The sequence below is a fragment of the Methanoculleus taiwanensis genome (genome assembly GCF_004102725.1).
In the GTDB taxonomy this organism is placed as follows: domain Archaea; phylum Halobacteriota; class Methanomicrobia; order Methanomicrobiales; family Methanoculleaceae; genus Methanoculleus_A; species Methanoculleus_A taiwanensis.
On record NZ_LHQS01000002.1, the window covers coordinates 1,180,314 to 1,197,517 of the forward strand.

Sequence of the window (17,204 nt, forward strand, 5' to 3'; positions counted from 1 at the left end):
GATATTTACTGTATTTTAATCATTTAAAAGATAATGTAAGGGATATCGGCATGACGGGAAACATATGGCACGTTCCGTCCTGCCCGGCATGAATATTTTGCCGCTCCGGAGGTTTGCGTCTGAGCGCCGGTGTGGAATCGGGATGGTTTTACCGGAACGGCGCGCAGCAACTCCTTACGAATTTCGGATAATTTATTACCGCATTTCCCAAGTATATTGTATGCAGGAAGGGTTCGTCCCGGATGTTGTCGTCTCGAGTATGCTCGATAAATCAAAAGCAGAACTATTTGAATATATCAATAAAAACACTGAAAATATCGATAGCAACTTTCCTGTCTTCTTCGGCAAGGTCGCATCGCTCTTCGATCAGATGAGCGTCCCGGTTCCCGAACAGGCCTATGACGAATTCGTCGATGCGGTCACGTACAAAGTATTCGATACCACCCGTCGTGCCGACGATACGAAGTTCGTTCTCCGCCTCTGTGATATCGCGATCGGCATCAAGCGAAAGAAGGAGCGGAAAGCCGGCATCCACCTCGCTGCCGCCGCCAAACTGATGAAGATCGGCAGGTACCTCGAGGCGCTCACCTTCCTCAAGCCCTACTGGAAACACGATGCTCTGGTCGGGTGCTGGTATGCATACTGCCACTACGCTCTCTACAAAGACGGTTCAACGGAGCCCGGTTTTTCATCCGGTGAACGGTGGAATTACCTCAAACTTGCACGCCAGTACCTCGAGGAACTCAGCCAGTGGAAGCCTCCCCTGCACCGCCTCGTCCGTGGTGAGATGAAGAACGACTCCTGGCTCGACGAACCCTTCTGGATGATGATCTTCTCGGCAACGGAGTGGTTCCCCGAAAACCGCTGGTTCCTTCAGATCGGTTTCACAAAGGCGAAAGCCGACCGGAACGAAGTAGTCCTCGTAAAGATGCTCCAGGCCGCCCTGGTTCGGTTCCCCGACGATATGATCTTCTTCCGGGAGGCATACTACATGCGGTTCGATCAGGCGGAGCTCGGCGATGCGCTCGGCCTCGTCCGGGCGATGCGAGAGAAGTATCCTGACGATATCGAACCGATATACTACGGCATCCGGACGTCCTTCTACCTCTCCGGGGATAAAGAGTTCAACGAGTTCCGGCGGCTCGCTGTAGAGAAGGGCATGGCCGGCCACGTGCTCGCCGTTGTCGATTTTGCTCATGCATTCCTGCGGGGGAAGCAGGCGGAGTCCGCACTCTGCCTCGAAAATTTCAAACGCAAATACCCCTCGCAGAACTACTATGCCGATCTTCTGGAGTTCGTCGTCGTGGAAGGAGCCGGCAAGATCGAGGGGGTAAGGGGTGCGGTCTTCCGGTCGGTCGACAATTACTGCCACCGGATGCTCGGTATCAAGGATGCCTAATAGAGTCTCTCGATGGCGTCCAGGATCTGCCGGTAAGCCGGCGCGGCGGAAGGGTTGAAGCCGGCGGCCGCCGCATCGTCGAACGGAACCTCGCCGAGGATGCCGATCCCTTCATCCCGGCAGAGTCTCCGGATAGCTCCCGTCATCTCCGGGCTCCGCGTGGATCTGCCGATCACCACCCCGATTGCTCCTCCGACATCACGGCAGGCCGCCACGACCCGCCGGAGGCCGCGGATACCCGCCGCGGTCGGTTCCGTCACGACCAGAATGAGATCTGCGCCTGCTACGGCGGCAAGGAGCGCCCTCCCGGTTCCCGGAGGGCCGTCGACGAGGAGAAGAGGCTCTTCTCCGGCAGCCTCGCGTGCCTGCCGCATCACTTCGGCTACAAGCGAGCCGTTCGCGCTGTAACCCGGGAAAAGACGGGCATGCGAGAGCAGGCCGTACGGGGTCTCCGAAAGACAGAGCTCTCCAACGGTTCGCGGTTCCATACGCGGAGCAGAGACCGGACAGACCTTCATGCAGAGGCCGCACCCCTCGCATGCCGCCGGATTGACGGTGAACCTGCCTCCTCTGTAGGAGATCGCCCCGAAAACGCAGTGCTCTACGCAGGAGAGACACTCGACGCAGGTGCCGGCATCGATGACGGCACACGGGGTTCCCGGCAGAGGTCTGCGCGAAACGAGAGCGGTCGACAGGAACAGGTCAAGATTCGGAGACTCCAGGTTGCAGTCCGCCATGACTACCGGGGGCGGGGCGAGTCCGGCGAGCGCTGCCGTCAGCGTCGTCCTGCCTGTCCCCCCTTTCCCGCTCACGACGGCGATCATCATGCCGGCACCCCCCGGGTGTGCCCGGGGTGTTCGCGTCCCGCTTCTCCTGCTGTCATCCGACCCATCTCCTGCTTATCGCGATCATCTTTTCCGGCGTGCAGTCCTAAATACGTACCGGTGCAATATACTCAAAATAGCAGCATGACGGTGTTCTGATGGTTTACAAACATCTCTTCGGCCCTGTTCCTTCCCGCCGTCTCGGCGTCTCCCTGGGCGTCGATCTCATCCCCCATAAGACCTGCCCGTACGACTGTATCTACTGTGAGTGCGGCAGGACGACCGCCCTGACCTGTGAGCGGCGCGAGTACGTCCCGGCGGCTGAAGTGATCGGGGAACTTGACGATTATCTCCGGATGGAACCGGCACTCGACCATATCACCTTTGCGGGATCGGGAGAGCCCACGCTGCATTCCGGTATCGGGGAGATCATCGGGTTCCTCAAAGAGCGTTACCCACGATACCGGGTGGCGGTGCTTACGAACGGCGCCCTCCTCGCCGACCCGCAGGTGCGTAGCGACCTTGCGAGCGCGGATCTCGTCGTCCCCTCCCTTGATGCGGTCTCAGAATCGGCTTTTGCAGAAGTGAACCGCCCATGCACCGGTGTGTCAGCTAACTCTGTCCATGAAGGGCTGATCGCGTTCTCCCACGACTTTCCCGGAGAGATCTGGCTTGAGATCTTTATCGTCCCGGGACTGAACGACTCGGAGGAGGAACTTACCCGGATCCGCGACGCTATCTTCGCGATCGATCCCGATCGGGTACAGTTGAATACGCTCGACCGCCCCGGGACGGAGGTCTGGGTGACGCCTGCCTCCCAGAGATCGCTCGAACGGATCGCCGCATTCCTCGGCGACCACCGGGTCGAGGTGATCGCGGCCTGCACGGCCAGGGAGAGCGTCCCGTCCTTCCGGGCAGATATCCTCGAATCAATCTGGGTGACCCTTGCCCGGCGGCCGTGCACCACCGAGGATCTCTGCAGGATCTTTTCGCTGCATCCAAACGAGATGAGCAAGTACCTCGGCATACTGCTCGAAAAAGGGAAGATTGAGGCGGTAACGGAAGAACGGGGATTATTTTTCCGCCTTAAATGACGGCATTGTACTGTCCGTAACCGGGTAGACTCCTTCCGGAACTTTTCCCGGCGGGTATAACCCGTCCCTGATGTGGAGATCCATCTGGGGGAACGGAATCTCGATGCCTTCCTCTCCGAACCGTTCGTCTATCCGGGTATTCACAAAGTCCTGCACGTCCCAGGCCATATTGAATGCGCGTGCCCAGATGACCAGCATGAAATCGAGACTCGACGCCCCGAACGTGAGGAAGTAGACCGAGGGCGCGGGATCGTCGAGGACGTAACGGGATCGCTCTGCTGCCTCCCGGCCGATCTCGAGGAGAATCTCCTTCACGCGGGCAACGTCGCTGCCGTAGGCAACCGAGACCGGGATCTTGATCTTCAGCTTCACATCCGGCATCGCATAGTTGACGACGACGTTGCTCGAGATCGTCGAGTTCGGGATCGTAACGAGCTGGTAGTCGAGCGTCTTCATCCGGGTGCTCCGCGGCCCGATGCTGATCACGTCGCCGAGATAGTCGTTGACTTTGATCCGGTCGCCGACCTGAAACGGCTTGTCGACCAGGATCAGCGCTCCGCCGAAGAAGTTCGACATAATATCCTGCGCGGCCAGGGCGACGGCAAGGCCGGCGATCCCCGCACCTGCGATGAGAGGCGTAATATCGATCTCAAGCGTCTGGAGCACCATAAGGACAGCGATGAACCAGACGACGTACTTCGCCGTAACCTCCAGGAGCTGGATGATACGGTCATCGAGGTCCGTTTCGGTCTTCGATGCCATCCAGCGCCCGTAGAGGTTGATGAAACTGTAGGAGAAACTCGATACAACCCAGGCACCGATCAGGATGGCGGCGGCGGTGAAGTACCTGCTCGAGAGGAGCCACGCATAGCTGCCGAGGAGGGTCGCAGGGTCGACGTACATCGTGACTGCGATCCAGAGTGAGCCAAGGACAACGGCGATGGAGGCCGGTTTAGCGAGCGAGAAGAGAATAATGTCGTCGATCTTCGATTCGGTGAGGTCCGCCCTCTTCTGCAGCCACCGGAAGATCTCGTGAACGATATATGCGCCCACGGTTCCGGCGACGATAATTCCGATTCCAGAGTAGATCCCGTCCATACCAGTACTAATATGTGATTGCAGCGAATATAAATAGGAGATTTCATGCCGGTTTCAAAGGATATTCTGGACACGCTCGATTCCCTGGTCGATTCCGACCTCTGCATCATGCATATATGCGGCACACACGAAGCAGCAATCGCACGCGCCGGTATCCGGAGTATTCTCCCCGAAAGACTGAAGATCGTGATGGGCCCAGGTTGTCCGGTCTGCATCACGCCGCAGGGCGAGATCGACGCCGCAATCGATCTCGTCGAAAAGGACTGCGTCATCGCGACATACGGCGATCTCCTCCGTGTTCCGGGCTCAAACGGCTCGCTCGAATCCTCGGGCGGAGACGTGCGCGTGGTGCAGGGCGTCCACAAGGCCGTCGAGATCGCCCGCCGCGAGCCCGAAAAAGAGGTCGTCTTCATCTCGGTAGGTTTTGAAACGACGGCTCCGACCGTCGCCGCGACGATCCTCACGAACCCTCCCGAAAACTTCTCGATCCTCTCCTGCCACCGCCTCGTCCCTCCGGCGATGGAGTGGCTGCTCAGTCAGGGCGAGGCGAAACTCCACGGGTTCATGCTCCCCGGCCACGTCTGCACGGTGATGGGATACCACGAGTACGAACAGTTCCCGGTGCCGCAGGTGGTGGCCGGATTCGAGCCTGAGGATATCCTCCTCGGACTCGTGATGCTCGTTAAGCAGATCCGCGAAGGCAAAGCACGGATCGATAATGCGTATCCCCGGGCGGTCTGCCGCGAGGGGAACAGAAAAGCACAGGCGCTGATGTACGACGTCTTCGAACCCTGCGACGTCGAGTGGCGCGGGTTCCCCGTCATCCCGGGCTCAGGCCTCCGGCTCAAGCCTGAGTTCGAGCAGTACGATGCGCAGAAGAAGTTCGATATCGAGATCCGGCATGTCGACAAGCACTCCGCGTGCATCTGCGACCGGGTGCTGCGCGGCATCGCACAGCCGTCGGACTGCAAGCTCTTCGGGAAGGCCTGCACGCCGCGCACCCCGGTCGGTCCGTGCATGGTGAGCCACGAAGGGGCGTGCAAAATCTGGCATCTTTATGAGTCACGGCGGGTGTGAGGGCAGAACCCTCCGCTGGCCTTTTATACCAGTCGATACAACCTGATATAGCAGTCCCGGTAGGGTAGTGGATATCCTAGAAGCCTCCGGAGCTTTTGACCCGGGTTCAAATCCCGGCCGGGGCGTCGTTTCGTTTTTCTGCATTTCAAAAAAGTATTTCGGGTTATCTTCATTCGTCAGCCTGCAGCCCCAGAGCCTCGGCCACAAGCTCTGCGATATCGACGACCTCGAGCGTATCGCCGGCCGCGTCCAGGATATTCCGGCGGCAGAACGGGCAGGTGGTGGCCAGAACCTCTGCTCCGGTCTCCCTGACGTCGGTGACTTTCCGTCCGGCGATCGCAAGCGCGAGGTCGGGACTCTTACGTTTCAGGCCGCCGCCGGCACCGCAACAGATCTGGAACTCCCGATTGGTGCGAAGCTCCGTAAGTTCGATGCCCGGAATTGCGCGGAGAACCTCACGCGGCGCCTCGAAGGCCTGGTCCCGGCCGAGCACGTGCATCAGATGCCGACCGGCGTGGCAGGAGTCGTGGTAGGCAACCCGCCGGGCGATCCTGCTCTGAAAGGAGAGGCGCCCCTGCCGGATCTGATCCCGGAGAAAGACAGCGAACGGTACCGGCGTGAACGGCAGCGGGCCTCCCCAGACCCGCGGCCAGTCGGTTGTGGCCGTCTTTAAACACCCGGCACAGGTGAAGAGGAGCGTCGTGACCCCCCGGTCGACCACGGCCTGGATCAGGTTCCGGATCACCTCCGCGTCTTCCGGAGAGTGCCCTGTCCGGAAGAGGAGAGAGCCACAGCAGGACTCCTCCTCTCCGAGCATACAGAATCGGATGTTGAGCGACTGGAGGATGCGGAGCGCCGCCATCCCGATCTCCGGCTGGCGGAACGAAACTGTGCAGCCCGGAAAGTAGGCGACCGGTGCCGCATCGGCGATGACGATATCGCCCGGGATCCAGGCACTGCGCTTTTCCTGAGGGGCGCCGTAAGGGTTCCGGAACCGGGCAATCCGCTCTGCGGCATCGGCAAAAACACCCGCCCGGCTACCGCCGAGGTCTACGATTGCTCCCCGCATCGATTCCCAGAGTTGAGCTGTGGAGATGCCGCTCTCGCAGACGACACCGCACGCCCCGCAGGTCGTGCAGGCGTACGCACTGTCGGCAAGGTCGTGAAGGATCTTCTCATCGAGCGACGGCCGGCCGAAGAGCCGTGCACGGATGCCGGTCTGCCGGTCGACGATACGCCTCCAGTCGCCGATGCGGTCCATCGGACTGGTCTCGCGGTCTATAGCGGTGACCGGGCAGATGTTAAGGCACTCCTGGCAGCGGGTGCAGGCATCGAGCTCCAGCACCTGGATCGGCGAGAACCAGCGGGAGTGGATCTCGGAAAAGGAGCGGCCGTCCATATCATTCACCTCCCCGACGGGCAAGCAGCGTAAGCGGCGTCGCCAGAATGTGGCAGAACTTGCTCCACGGGAGTACCATTACAAAGAGGATGAACATGGCGTAGATATGAAGTGTCTGAAACTGCAGGGCGAATTCCCAGTTTCTCACCGCAGGGCCGATAAACGACCCGAAACCGCTGAACCATTCGGCGATCATGCCGGTGAGCGTAATGCAGAAGACGCTCCCGACGAGGAAGAGATCGGCGGCGTTTGTTCGTTCCCGGACCTTCCGGGAGACAATCCGGCGTCCGAGAGCGATCCCCGAACCGGCGAGGAGGACGTAGCCCAGCAGGTCGTAGGGGACGTGCAGGCTGTCGTGGAAGCGGGCAACTGCTCCGCCGGCGCCTGCAGGGTCGATGAACGCGAGGAGACCGATCAGCATCCCCAGGACGGCGAGCCCGCCAAAGATGCAAAATCCCCAGAACATGGCCATGTGCACCGCCCATCGACCCCTGCTCCGCCGCCAGACACGGCGGAAGAGAAGGACGTCCAGAACCAGCACTCGAAGAAACCTGCCGCCGCCGCACCGGAGCGCCTCGTCTACCCATAAGGCAATGAACCGCGTTGCCCTTCCGTGCCCCCACCGCGAGAAGAGCATCCATATCCCGGCGATACAGATGAGTGCAGTAACGGTCAGGAGAAGGATGACATCGTTCCCGGCGGCAAGAGCGTGCAGTGTCATACCGTTCCTCGTTCTTCTACAAAATCTTCGCAGTCCTCCGATAAAAGCCAGCTTGACCAGCTTCGGGAGAGTTGGCTCTATCGAGACACACGAAGAATACGAAACCCAGCAGCTGCAGAGCCGGCAACGACAGCGACCCCTGCGGGCACCCCTGCCGAACCGGGTACAGGAACAGCCGAAACCCTCCCAAGGGGCATGATCGCCATCGCTATCGTTGCGATGCTCTTCGTGGCGGGAGCAGCGTTCATCCTTCGGAAGAAGAACCAATAACCCCTCTTTTCGGCGGCGCTGGCACCTTTACCTTTTTTCGGCCGCCCCGCGTCCAGTCAGGGTTTGTCTCCGTGCCCGAAACCTTGATGCACAGGAGAGATGAGTGCTAAAGGCCGCTATGCTCCTCTCACCTGCATTCTACAAACGGGATACCGTGACCGTCGCACAGGAGCTGCTGGGATGCCTGCTGGTGCACCGGGAAGGAGCGAAGACGACGAGCGGCTGGATCGTCGAGGACGAGGCGTATCTCCGGGGCGACCCTGCAGCCCACTCCTTCCGGGGGGAGACGAAGAGGAACAGCGTCTTGTTCGGCCCGACAGGCCGCGCCTACATCTACCGGATCTACGGCCTCCATACCTGTGTCAATATCGTGACCGGCACGGAGGGTGATGGGGAGGCGGTCCTGATCCGGGCTCTTGAACCGGCACAAGGGATCGAGTTGATGCAGGAGAGGCGGGGAACGCAGGATCTGGTGTCTCTCTGCAACGGCCCGGGGAAACTGGCATCAGCACTCGGCATCACCATGGATCTGAACGGAGCCTCCCTCCATAGCAGTTCCCTCCAGGTCTGGTCGCCCGACAGCCTGCCTGACCACCGGCCGGAAGGCACATCCGGGGAGATCGTCCAGACGACCCGGGTCGGGATCACGAAGGCGGCGGACCTCCCTCTTCGATTTTACCTGAATGATAGCAGATTCGTCTCACGGAGACGGTGACGGGGTGACTATCGGTTATCGAGCCGCCGACCTGTTCGACGAATCTCCGGGCGAGAAGCGGCACGGAGATAAAAAAATGGGTTCGAAGCCTTAGCTCGGCCTGGAAAAATCAGTCGTATACGCGGAAAAACGATCCGATAAAGCAGCCATCACAATTATAAAAATATTAAAATAATATTGCGGAGGTTCGTAGATATCCTCAAGGGGGGATACCTTTGGAACGAATTATTACTTTTTTGCTCGTGCTGGCACTCGTTCTGATCCCGGTGGCATCGGGAGCGCCAATCGGTGAAGAGAACGCCACCGGAAACAATCAGACTCAAGATGCAAACCTGACCGCGAACATTTCCGTGCAGCCACCCGAGGCCGCACCCGGCGTTGCCGTTCCGGTGAGTCCGGGCAGAGCAGCGCAGCTCTTCCCTGCGGTCTCTGACGGTTACATAGTCTGGATCGACCTCCGAACCGAGAACGGCTCGGTCTACCGCTACGATATCGAGAGCGGAGAGGAGCAGGAGGTCTCGAGCGGCGCGGTGTACCCGCTCTTCCCCGATACCAGCAGCGGAAGAGTCGTCTGGCAGGACTACCGCAACAACTCGTATGACATTTACCTGTACGAGAACGGAACCGAGATGCCCGTCACTGCCGATCCGGCATGGCAGGAGCAGCCGGCCGTCTCGGACGAGTACATCGTCTGGCTCGACTGGCGCACCGGGCAGCCGGACCTCTTCCTGTACTCCTTCGCCGACGGAAACGTCTCCCGCCTGACGAACGACACCGCATGGGAGACGTTCCCTGCCATCTCCGGGAGTCTGCTCGCATGGGAGGACAATGTCACCGGGTCAAACGATATCCTGCTAGCCTCCCTCGACGCCGGCAGAGCGGCGCCTGCTACGAATAACACCTCCGACCAATGGTGGCCGGACGTCTCCGGTTCCCGGGTCGTCTGGGAGGACTGGCGAGGCGGTAACGCGCAGATCCGCCTGCTCGATCTCGCTACCGGGAGCGAGACGGAGGTCACGACCGGCAGTGGGAACCACACACTTCCGGCGATAGACGACGACCGGATCGTCTGGGTCGAGGAGCGGAACGGGACGTTCGATATCGTGCTCTACACAATCAGCACCGGCGATGCGCGACGGTTGACGAACGACCCGGGACTCGAGTGGTGGCCCGATATCTCCGGGCAGTACGTCGTCTGGGAGGACTGGCACGACAATACCTCGGATGTCGTCCTCTATACCATCCCCGATACCGCGGAGCGGAACGATACGCCCGCGGCCTCCGCACTGGCCCCGATCCCGATGATGGAAGCAAACACCTCGCCGCAGGCGAGCTACGGGTACGATACCGACGATTACTGGAGCTCGTCCGATGACTCCGGTGACTACTGGAGTTCCACTTCCGACGATTCCAGCGATCACTGGAGCTCGTCCGATGACTCCGGTGACTACTGGGGCTCAACGACCGAAGATACCAGTGACGACTGGGTCACTCCCACCCCGACTGAAGAGATCAGCGAGGGCACCACCGTCGGGACTGAAGCGCCCTCAACCGACGATACCGCCAGTGAGTACCAGTACGACGAGACGACGGGGCTCTGGTTCCAGTATGACTACGACACGATGACCACCTACTACTATGACCAGACCTCCGGGAACAACTACGCGTACGATGCGACCAGCAAGGACTGGTATTACTACGATCAGGCATCAGGAGGATGGGTTTCGATCTCCTCCGGACAGGAGACCACGGAGACGGATACCGGCTACGTCGATACCGGGTACTACCCGACCGACAGTTACTACTATCCGACGGACACGACGGGAGGCTATACGGGCACCGGCTACGCCGTCGATTCGAGCGACATCATCATGGACGTCTACAACAATCAGGAGGCGACGAACGACTACACGAGTCACCAGTTCGGCGGATACATACGCGACCAGGATGTCGTCTGGGACGACACCTACGGTGGCTGGGACTACGTCTGACAGCGGCTCTCTCCGCATCCTTTTTTTAGCCGTCCATGCCCTGCCGGAAATACGGTTTTCACAGCATCTCCGGACGAGAGAGTCCATACTATCCTAATCCGCGTTTCAGATCGAGGCTCTGGTTGTCTACGGATCAAGCGGGGATGATGCATCAATTCCGTGATGCTCTTTTACCCATCGATAGTCAGGATGATGAGGCCGTCCAATACATCGATCAGGCAGGGTTATGCCCGCCTTCGTCACAGGGTCAGCGACCGGTTTATGGCACGAATACAAAAGAACAACCAGAATGTTTTGGAGATCCGCACACGGAACTCCTTTTCCGCCGGAATGGCATGCAGCGCCCTCGAAAAAGGCGGCCGGGAAACCAGTGAAGTTTCCGAGGCTTTACGGATCTTCCGACCGCTCCGTTCCCGCTATCAGCGGGCGGTTTTCCATGGATAGTTCAAGATACGATCTCTTCAAAAAGATTATTTGTTGATGAAGATGTTGAAGATCTGATCGTCGCCGGTGTCTGCCAGGCGCTTGCGCTCAGTCTTCTCATCAACGAGTGCCAGAATCGGCAGGGTCATGTCAACACCGGGCTTCTGGCCGAACATCTCCTCGAGGTCGGTCTGCAGGGCGTGCATGAAGAGTGCGTTCGGGATGTCCATCGCACAGTTCTCCTCGCACTGACCGCAGTTGATACAGGAGTCGGAGATGTGGGCGAACCGGATCAGGTGGAACATAAAGTCGACCGGCAGCTTTCCGGGCGTGACCATGTCCGGCTTCTTGGTGCTGCACTCTTCACAGTAGCAGATTGGACACTGGTCGATGCACTGGTAGCACTTGATACAGCGGCTCGTCTCTTCCATGATCTTCTTGAGGCGCTCCTTGCCGTCGCCGAGCTCGCCGAAGTTCTTGGCCCGCCACTTGTCGCCGAGTTTGAGCATCGCGTTCTCGACCTTGCCGCGGATCTCGATACCCTTGGGGATCGGGGCCTCGGTCGCGAGAGCGCCTGCCTGTGCGGCACCGTTCACGAGGTCTGCGCCCTTCTCGGAGCAGACTTCGATGAAGGTTGCCTTGCCTGCCTTATCCCCGATGACACCCCAGTTACCGCAGGCGAGGTCTGCCTGGCGGGGGACTTTCATCTTGCAGCGGCGGCAGTTGGAACGGCGGCCGTAGCCTTCTTCCTCAAGTTCGTCGATCGAGATGCCCTTGTGCTGGCCATCCTTGGTGATGATGATGAACTGGCCCTTGTCGATCTCCTCCTTGACGACGTCGTCAGGGTTGACACCAAACTTCTCGGCGATCATCTTGCGGGCGGAGACCGGGCTTACCGATCCGCCGCAGTTGAGACCGATCATGTAGATGTTGTCGAGGTTGACCTGGTTGCGCTTTGCGAGCTCGTAAAGACCCATCGCGTCGCAGCCCTTCACCGGGACGGCGATCTTCATGTTCTTTGCGCCGCCCAGGTACTTCTTGATGAGCTTGGACATCAGGATTGTACCGCAGTGGAGCGACCCGGCAGTCTCGGCGATCTCCGCCGGATCGGTGATGACGGTGGGGATGGCGTCGTAGAGGTCGGCGCCCTTCTTCACCGCCAGGACGGCGTCTACCGTGCCGCTCTCAAGAGCGTACTTCAGGAGAGCGCTTACCGCTCCTCCGCACTCGGCCTTCTCGGCCAGTTGTGGGCTCGTAGTCCAGGCGTAGACCATATCTCCTTTTGCTACCATCTTCAGGCCTCCGTGAGCTTCTCGACCTTTACAGCACAGTGCTTCAGCTCCGGCATCTTGGACATCGGGTCCCTCACATCGTTGGTGAGCAGGTTGACCGCTCCGGTGCCGAAGTGCATCGTCATCATCAGGACGCCGGGCGCTACCTCGTCGGTCACCCGTGCGAGGGTCTCGACCTCGCCACGGCGGCTGCTGAGCTTGATCTTCTCGCCGTTCGCGATGTTGAGTTTCTTGGCGTCCTCGTTATTGATCTGCACGTAGGACTCTGGCACTTCCTGGTGCAGAATCTTGGCGCGGCCGGTCTGCGACCTGCTGTGGTAGTGGAAGAGCAGTCTGCCGGTCATCAGGGTGAACGGATACTCGGCGTCTGCAACTTCGGCCGGCGGGCGATACTCGATACCGAAGAGGGTACCCTTGCCGTCGGCAGATGAGAACTTCCCGATATGCAGGATGGGGGTTCCCGGGTGCTCCTCAGTCGGGCACGGCCAGTGCAGGGACTCAGGCCTGTTCAGCCGCTCGTAGTTGAGGCCGGCCATCGAGGGGGTGACCCGCCGCAGGTCGTTCCAGACGTCCTCTGCAGTCTCGAACTCGAAGCCGGGGAGGTTCAGTTTCTCTGCGAGCTTAACGAAGACTCTCCAGTCCTCCATGGACTCGCCGGGTCCGTCGACCGCTTTCCGGATACGGTTCACACGCCGCTCACCGCTGGTGAACGTGCCGTCCTTCTCTGCAAAGCAGGTTCCCGGCAGGATGACATCGGCGTACTGGCAGGTCTCGGTGAAGAAGATATCCTGCACCACGAGGAAATCGAGCTTCTCGAGCGACTTCATGACATGGTTCGAGTTCGGGTAGGTGACGACCGGGTTCAGACCGAGAATGTACATGCTCTTGATGGGGTCGCCGCACTGGTCGATCTGCTCGGTCAGGCTTGCACCGTACCACTCGGGAAGGTCAGTGACGCTCCAGAGCTGCTCCATCTTGTGCCTGATGTCGTCGACTTCGCACTTCTGGTAGCCGGAGTAGACGTTCGGGTAGGCACCCATGTCACAGGCGCCCTGCACGTTGTTCTGGCCACGGAGGGGGTTCACACCGACGCCGGGCCTGCCGATGTTGCCGGTGAGCATGGAGAGGTTTCCGAGCGACCGGACGTTGTCGGTACCGGTCGTAAGCTCGGTGATACCGAGACAGTAGATGATGACCGCGTTCTTGGCGCTGGCGTACTTCCGTGCGATCTCCTTCACCGTCTCGGTGGGAACGCCGGTGATATCCTCAACGTTGGCGTACTTCGCGACGGTCTCCTTCAGCTCGTCAAAGCCCTTGACGCGCTCTTCGATGAATGCCTTGTCGTGGAGGTTCTCCTCTATGATCCAGTACATCATCGAGTTGATCAGCGCGATGTGGGTCGAGGGGTTGTAGCGGAGATAGGTGTCGGCGAGGCGTGCCGTCGGCGTGTACCGCGGGTCGCAGACGATGATCTCGATACCCTTCTTCTTTGCCTGGGCAACCCGCCTGCCGGCGAGGGGGTGCGCCTCAACGGCGTTCGAACCGATCATGAAGATCAGGTCTGCGTTCAGGACGTCCTCGAAGGGGTTCGTGGCGGCTCCGGAACCGAAGGAGAGCGAGAGACCCGCAACGGACGGTCCGTGGCAGATACGCGCACAGTTGTCGACGTTGTTGGTCTTGAACGCGACACGGGCGAACTTCTGCATGGCATAGCAGTCCTCGTTCGGCGTCCGGCAGGAGACCTGGAAACCGAGAGATCGCGGGCCGTACTTGTCGGAGGTCTCTTTCAGCTTGGATGCAACGAGGTCGAGCGCCTCGTCCCAGGTCGCTTCCTCGAACTTCCCGTTCTTCTTGATGAGGGGAGTTGTCAGACGGTCGGGGCTCTGCACGTGCTCCCAGCAGGTGGCACCCTTGGGGCAGAGTCTGCCCTCGTTCACGGGCGTCCTCTTGAATGGTTCGACACCGACGAGCTTGCCGTCGTTCACTACAAGGTTGAGTCCACACCCTACACCGCAATACGGGCAGGTTGTTGGCACATACTCTAATTTGCCTGGGTTTTCACTCATTTCCATTTCTCCCGATGTACGATTATACATTCAGATTAAGCATGTCAGGAAACAGCGAACATACTTAACCGTAATGTGTGTGTAAACTGATTTAAACGTTTATATTTAAAAACAAGTTAAATATAACAACCTATCTTAAACACGCCTAATTTTTAGATTTAGTTAATCTATTTTACTATTTCCGGGGTTGTAAACTTACCTCGCAACAGAATTGTTAAATTATTATCCTTGTCAATTCCAAAATGTTTACGAGTGATATACATCATACCAGATACGTATGGAATCAACAGATACAGGCCATGCCCCGAAAGGCATCGAACGGAGGATGGAAGAGAACGGTCTTAGCCCCGATCTGAGGGACGACTTCCGGCGCTCCATCGCATTTCACACCTACCCGGCACCGGGCCTCCTCATCGGGGTATTCATGGTCGATTATGCCCTCGAACTCCTGTCCGCAACCCGGGGAGAAAAACTGTATGCGGTCAGCGAAACACCGAAATGCCTCCCCGACCCGCTGCAGGTCATCGCCTACTGCACGGCCGGAAACCACCGGCTCCGCATCCTGCCGATCGGAAAGTTCGCCATCACCGTCAACTGGCCGAGCGATGGTCCCGAGGCAGAGGGTGTCCGGGTCTTCCTCGACGAAGAGAAGATGAAGCGCTATCCCGTCTTCGACCTGTGGTATGCACACGACCCTGCATTCGATAAAAAATCCATGGGAGGAAAACTCCTCGATGAGATCTTCGAGGCACAGCGGGACGTCCTCTCCTACGAACGGGTGCGGATTGATGTCACGGCGAAGCAGCCCTGGAAATCCGAGCGGTGCAGCGTCTGTGGAGAGATGATCCCCGATTTCATGCTCCTTGACGGCGTCTGCTTCACGTGTTCGGATCGGTCATACTTCACAGTCCTCGCAGAATAACCTCTCCGAAATCAACTTTTTATCCGCAAAGCCGATTTCCACAATACTTATCGATTGGTAATCCCGTATATGCTCTTCATGGGTATGGAACTCGTCCCCGTGGGTGTCGTCCACTCTTCCGTCCGGTCAGGCCACGAGATGCCCGTCCAGGGAGTGACCGGGGAGGTGGAGATCTATCCGGAGTACGTGAATGCCCTCCGCAGCATCGGGCAGAACTCACATCTTATCCTTCTCTGCTGGATGCATGAAGCGGACCGGACGGTGCTGACGGCAGTTGCCCGGAAGGTGGCAAGCGATCTTCCCGAGAAAGGGGTTTTCTCACTCCGGTCGCCGCCGCGCCCGAACCCGATCTCGCTCTCGGTCGTCCGTCTGCTCGGCGTTCGGGAAGAGCGGTTCCTGGAGGTGGAGTCCCTCGATCTCATCGACGGCACGCCCGTCCTCGATATCAAACCCTACCAGACCGGGTGGGACTGCATCTTCTCTGCGACCGGCCACGACCGGTCGGAGAAGATCCAAAAGATGGGGACAGAGGCCTATCGCGAAGGACTCGTCAGGGAGGCGGTGAACTACCACGGGATGCTCTGCCCGGGAGTTGCTGTCGGCGTCCGGATTGCCGAAGCGGCGACGAGAATGCTCGGGGGCGACCTCCGGAACCCTGCACTATCAGTCGTGCCCGGCAACGATCCCTGCATCGCCGACGCCCTTATCGGGATTACCGGAGCAAGGCCGGGGGATCACAGGCTTCTTTTCATGCAGGGAGACAAAGCCCCGAAAAACGGGTGTCTCATCCGGAAGGGCGACCGCGAGGTGGCCTTCCTGCTTCGTGCCGACATCCCCCGTACTCCCGAAGAGATTCTGTCGTGCGACGAAGCAGTGCTCTTTGCAGCGGATCTTCATGATACGGAAGAGCGGAAACTGCCGGCGCACCCGTGCGTCAGATATCCCTGATCCGGTGCGGTGCGCTGTAAACCACCGCTCGCGGCCGTCGGGCGAACCCGACGAGAGTCATATCGAGCCGTCGGGCGAGGTCGATTCCGGTGGAGAACGGGGCGTTGTTCGTCACGATAACCGGAACACCTGCCCGAGAGGCTTTTGCGACCATCCCGGCAGGCATTCTCCCCGTACAGGCCATGAAGCACCCGGAAAGATCAATCCCGGCAGAGAGAGCCTTCCCCACCGCCTTGTCGACGGACGTATGCCGCCCCATATCCTCGGCGTGAGACTGCAGTACCCCGTCGGCGTCGATGATCACCGAACAGTGGGTGCCGCCCGTACTCTTCCAGGTGGATGCCATCCGGTGGAGCGTGTCCATGCCTCCGAAGATGGTATCGAGATCCAGGAGAAGGTTACCCTGAACCGGCGCGGCAAGTTCGTGCCAGGGTGTTTTCACACCGACTCCCCCGGAGCTCCTGATCTCGGTTTCCGGTGATATTCTCTCCTCATGAAACGCATTCGTCCGGATATGGACGGTCAGGCCGTCGACGGTAATGCTCTCGACGGCGGAGGGGCCGGGAACCAGACCTTCACAGACGGCATAGCCAAGGGCGAACTCTTCAAGTTCCGCGGGTGTTACCGTCAGATTTGCTATCCTGGTGTCGTTAAGAAGGAGCGTGACCGTATCTTCAACGCATACCTCCACACGGCCGTTCCCGATACCCGTCTCAGATACCGTATATACATCGTATTCCTTCGTAAGGCCGGAACACGTCGCCCTGGTGCTGTTCTCCGATTGCATACTGGTTATCTCCGGGAAGTATCGATCATCCCGGGGATCGGCGTCGCCGCCCGGGTATGTCGGTCAGCACAGGTATGTCAGAAGAGATAGTTACATTTTTGCAAAAATAAACCTTGAGAGCAAATAGTTACATATTTAGCAATGTAAATGGTTATAGGCTAACATCCCTATCCCATAT

At 59.1% G+C, this 17,204-nt stretch carries 14 protein-coding genes and 1 tRNA gene; 8 read left to right on the forward strand and 7 right to left on the reverse strand.

Going from position 1 to position 17,204, the window contains the following annotated elements; translation table 11 throughout:
• Nucleotides 1-220 precede the first annotated feature (220 nt).
• Nucleotides 221-1,399, forward strand: a complete 1,179-nt coding sequence (locus ABH15_RS10430) for a hypothetical protein (protein ID WP_128694264.1) — start codon at nucleotides 221-223, stop codon at nucleotides 1,397-1,399.
• Here ABH15_RS10430 and ABH15_RS10435 read toward each other — a convergent pair.
• Nucleotides 1,396-2,226, reverse strand: coding sequence for a 4Fe-4S binding protein (locus tag ABH15_RS10435; RefSeq protein WP_128694265.1), 831 nt, complete (start codon nucleotides 2,224-2,226; stop codon nucleotides 1,396-1,398). The two genes, ABH15_RS10430 and ABH15_RS10435, sit on opposite strands and share 4 nt — an antisense overlap.
• Before the next feature lie 155 nt (nucleotides 2,227-2,381).
• Here ABH15_RS10435 and ABH15_RS10440 point away from each other — a divergent pair, with 155 nt between their 5' ends.
• A complete protein-coding gene (locus ABH15_RS10440; RefSeq protein ID WP_128694266.1) occupies nucleotides 2,382-3,317 on the forward strand; it encodes a radical SAM protein in 936 nt (311 codons plus the stop codon).
• Here ABH15_RS10440 and ABH15_RS10445 read toward each other — a convergent pair.
• Nucleotides 3,297-4,415 (reverse strand): mechanosensitive ion channel family protein, encoded by a 1,119-nt coding sequence (locus ABH15_RS10445; RefSeq protein WP_128694267.1) that lies wholly within the window; start codon nucleotides 4,413-4,415, stop codon nucleotides 3,297-3,299. The genes ABH15_RS10440 and ABH15_RS10445 overlap by 21 nt on opposite strands.
• A gap of 45 nt (nucleotides 4,416-4,460) precedes the next feature.
• On the opposite strand from ABH15_RS10445, the gene hypD reads away from it, so the two are divergent.
• Nucleotides 4,461-5,492 (forward strand): hydrogenase formation protein HypD, encoded by a 1,032-nt coding sequence (gene hypD / locus ABH15_RS10450; protein ID WP_128694268.1) that lies wholly within the window; start codon nucleotides 4,461-4,463, stop codon nucleotides 5,490-5,492.
• Nucleotides 5,493-5,545: 53 nt separating this feature from the next.
• Nucleotides 5,546-5,617: transfer RNA gene (locus tag ABH15_RS10455), tRNA-Arg, on the forward strand.
• A 44-nt stretch (nucleotides 5,618-5,661) separates the two neighbouring features.
• Here the strand turns inward: ABH15_RS10455 and ABH15_RS10460 are convergent.
• Nucleotides 5,662-6,891 (reverse strand): (Fe-S)-binding protein, encoded by a 1,230-nt coding sequence (locus ABH15_RS10460; RefSeq protein WP_128694269.1) that lies wholly within the window; start codon nucleotides 6,889-6,891, stop codon nucleotides 5,662-5,664.
• 1 nt (nucleotide 6,892) lies between these two features.
• Nucleotides 6,893-7,612 (reverse strand): hypothetical protein, encoded by a 720-nt coding sequence (locus ABH15_RS10465; RefSeq protein ID WP_128694270.1) that lies wholly within the window; start codon nucleotides 7,610-7,612, stop codon nucleotides 6,893-6,895.
• 373 nt (nucleotides 7,613-7,985) lie between these two features.
• Between ABH15_RS10465 and ABH15_RS10470 the strand changes: the two genes are divergently transcribed.
• Both ABH15_RS10470 and ABH15_RS10475 read left to right on the forward strand, forming a co-directional pair.
• A complete protein-coding gene (locus tag ABH15_RS10470; protein WP_241648075.1) occupies nucleotides 7,986-8,597 on the forward strand; it encodes a DNA-3-methyladenine glycosylase in 612 nt (203 codons plus the stop codon).
• Between the two features lie 215 nt (nucleotides 8,598-8,812).
• Nucleotides 8,813-10,588, forward strand: coding sequence for a hypothetical protein (locus tag ABH15_RS10475; protein ID WP_128694271.1), 1,776 nt, complete (start codon nucleotides 8,813-8,815; stop codon nucleotides 10,586-10,588).
• Nucleotides 10,589-11,058: 470 nt separating this feature from the next.
• Here the strand turns inward: ABH15_RS10475 and ABH15_RS10480 are convergent, their stop codons facing one another.
• Both ABH15_RS10480 and fdhF read right to left on the reverse strand, forming a co-directional pair.
• Nucleotides 11,059-12,303 (reverse strand): Coenzyme F420 hydrogenase/dehydrogenase, beta subunit C-terminal domain, encoded by a 1,245-nt coding sequence (locus ABH15_RS10480; RefSeq protein WP_128694272.1) that lies wholly within the window; start codon nucleotides 12,301-12,303, stop codon nucleotides 11,059-11,061.
• 2 nt (nucleotides 12,304-12,305) lie between these two features.
• Nucleotides 12,306-14,369, reverse strand: coding sequence for a formate dehydrogenase subunit alpha (fdhF, locus tag ABH15_RS10485; protein ID WP_128694273.1), 2,064 nt, complete (start codon nucleotides 14,367-14,369; stop codon nucleotides 12,306-12,308).
• A gap of 277 nt (nucleotides 14,370-14,646) precedes the next feature.
• Here fdhF and ABH15_RS10490 point away from each other — a divergent pair, with 277 nt between their 5' ends.
• The gene (locus ABH15_RS10490) at nucleotides 14,647-15,291 is read left to right on the forward strand and encodes an FmdE family protein (RefSeq protein WP_128694274.1); all 645 of its coding nucleotides are present in this window, start codon (nucleotides 14,647-14,649) and stop codon (nucleotides 15,289-15,291) included.
• Between the two features lie 78 nt (nucleotides 15,292-15,369).
• On the forward strand, nucleotides 15,370-16,239 hold the full coding sequence (gene tsaA / locus ABH15_RS10495) for a tRNA (N6-threonylcarbamoyladenosine(37)-N6)-methyltransferase TrmO (protein WP_241648076.1): 870 nt from the start codon (nucleotides 15,370-15,372) through the stop codon (nucleotides 16,237-16,239).
• Here the strand turns inward: tsaA and fdhD are convergent.
• On the reverse strand, nucleotides 16,226-17,026 hold the full coding sequence (gene fdhD / locus ABH15_RS10500; RefSeq protein WP_128694275.1) for a formate dehydrogenase accessory sulfurtransferase FdhD: 801 nt from the start codon (nucleotides 17,024-17,026) through the stop codon (nucleotides 16,226-16,228). The genes tsaA and fdhD overlap by 14 nt on opposite strands.
• Between the last annotated feature and the right edge of the window lie 178 nt (nucleotides 17,027-17,204).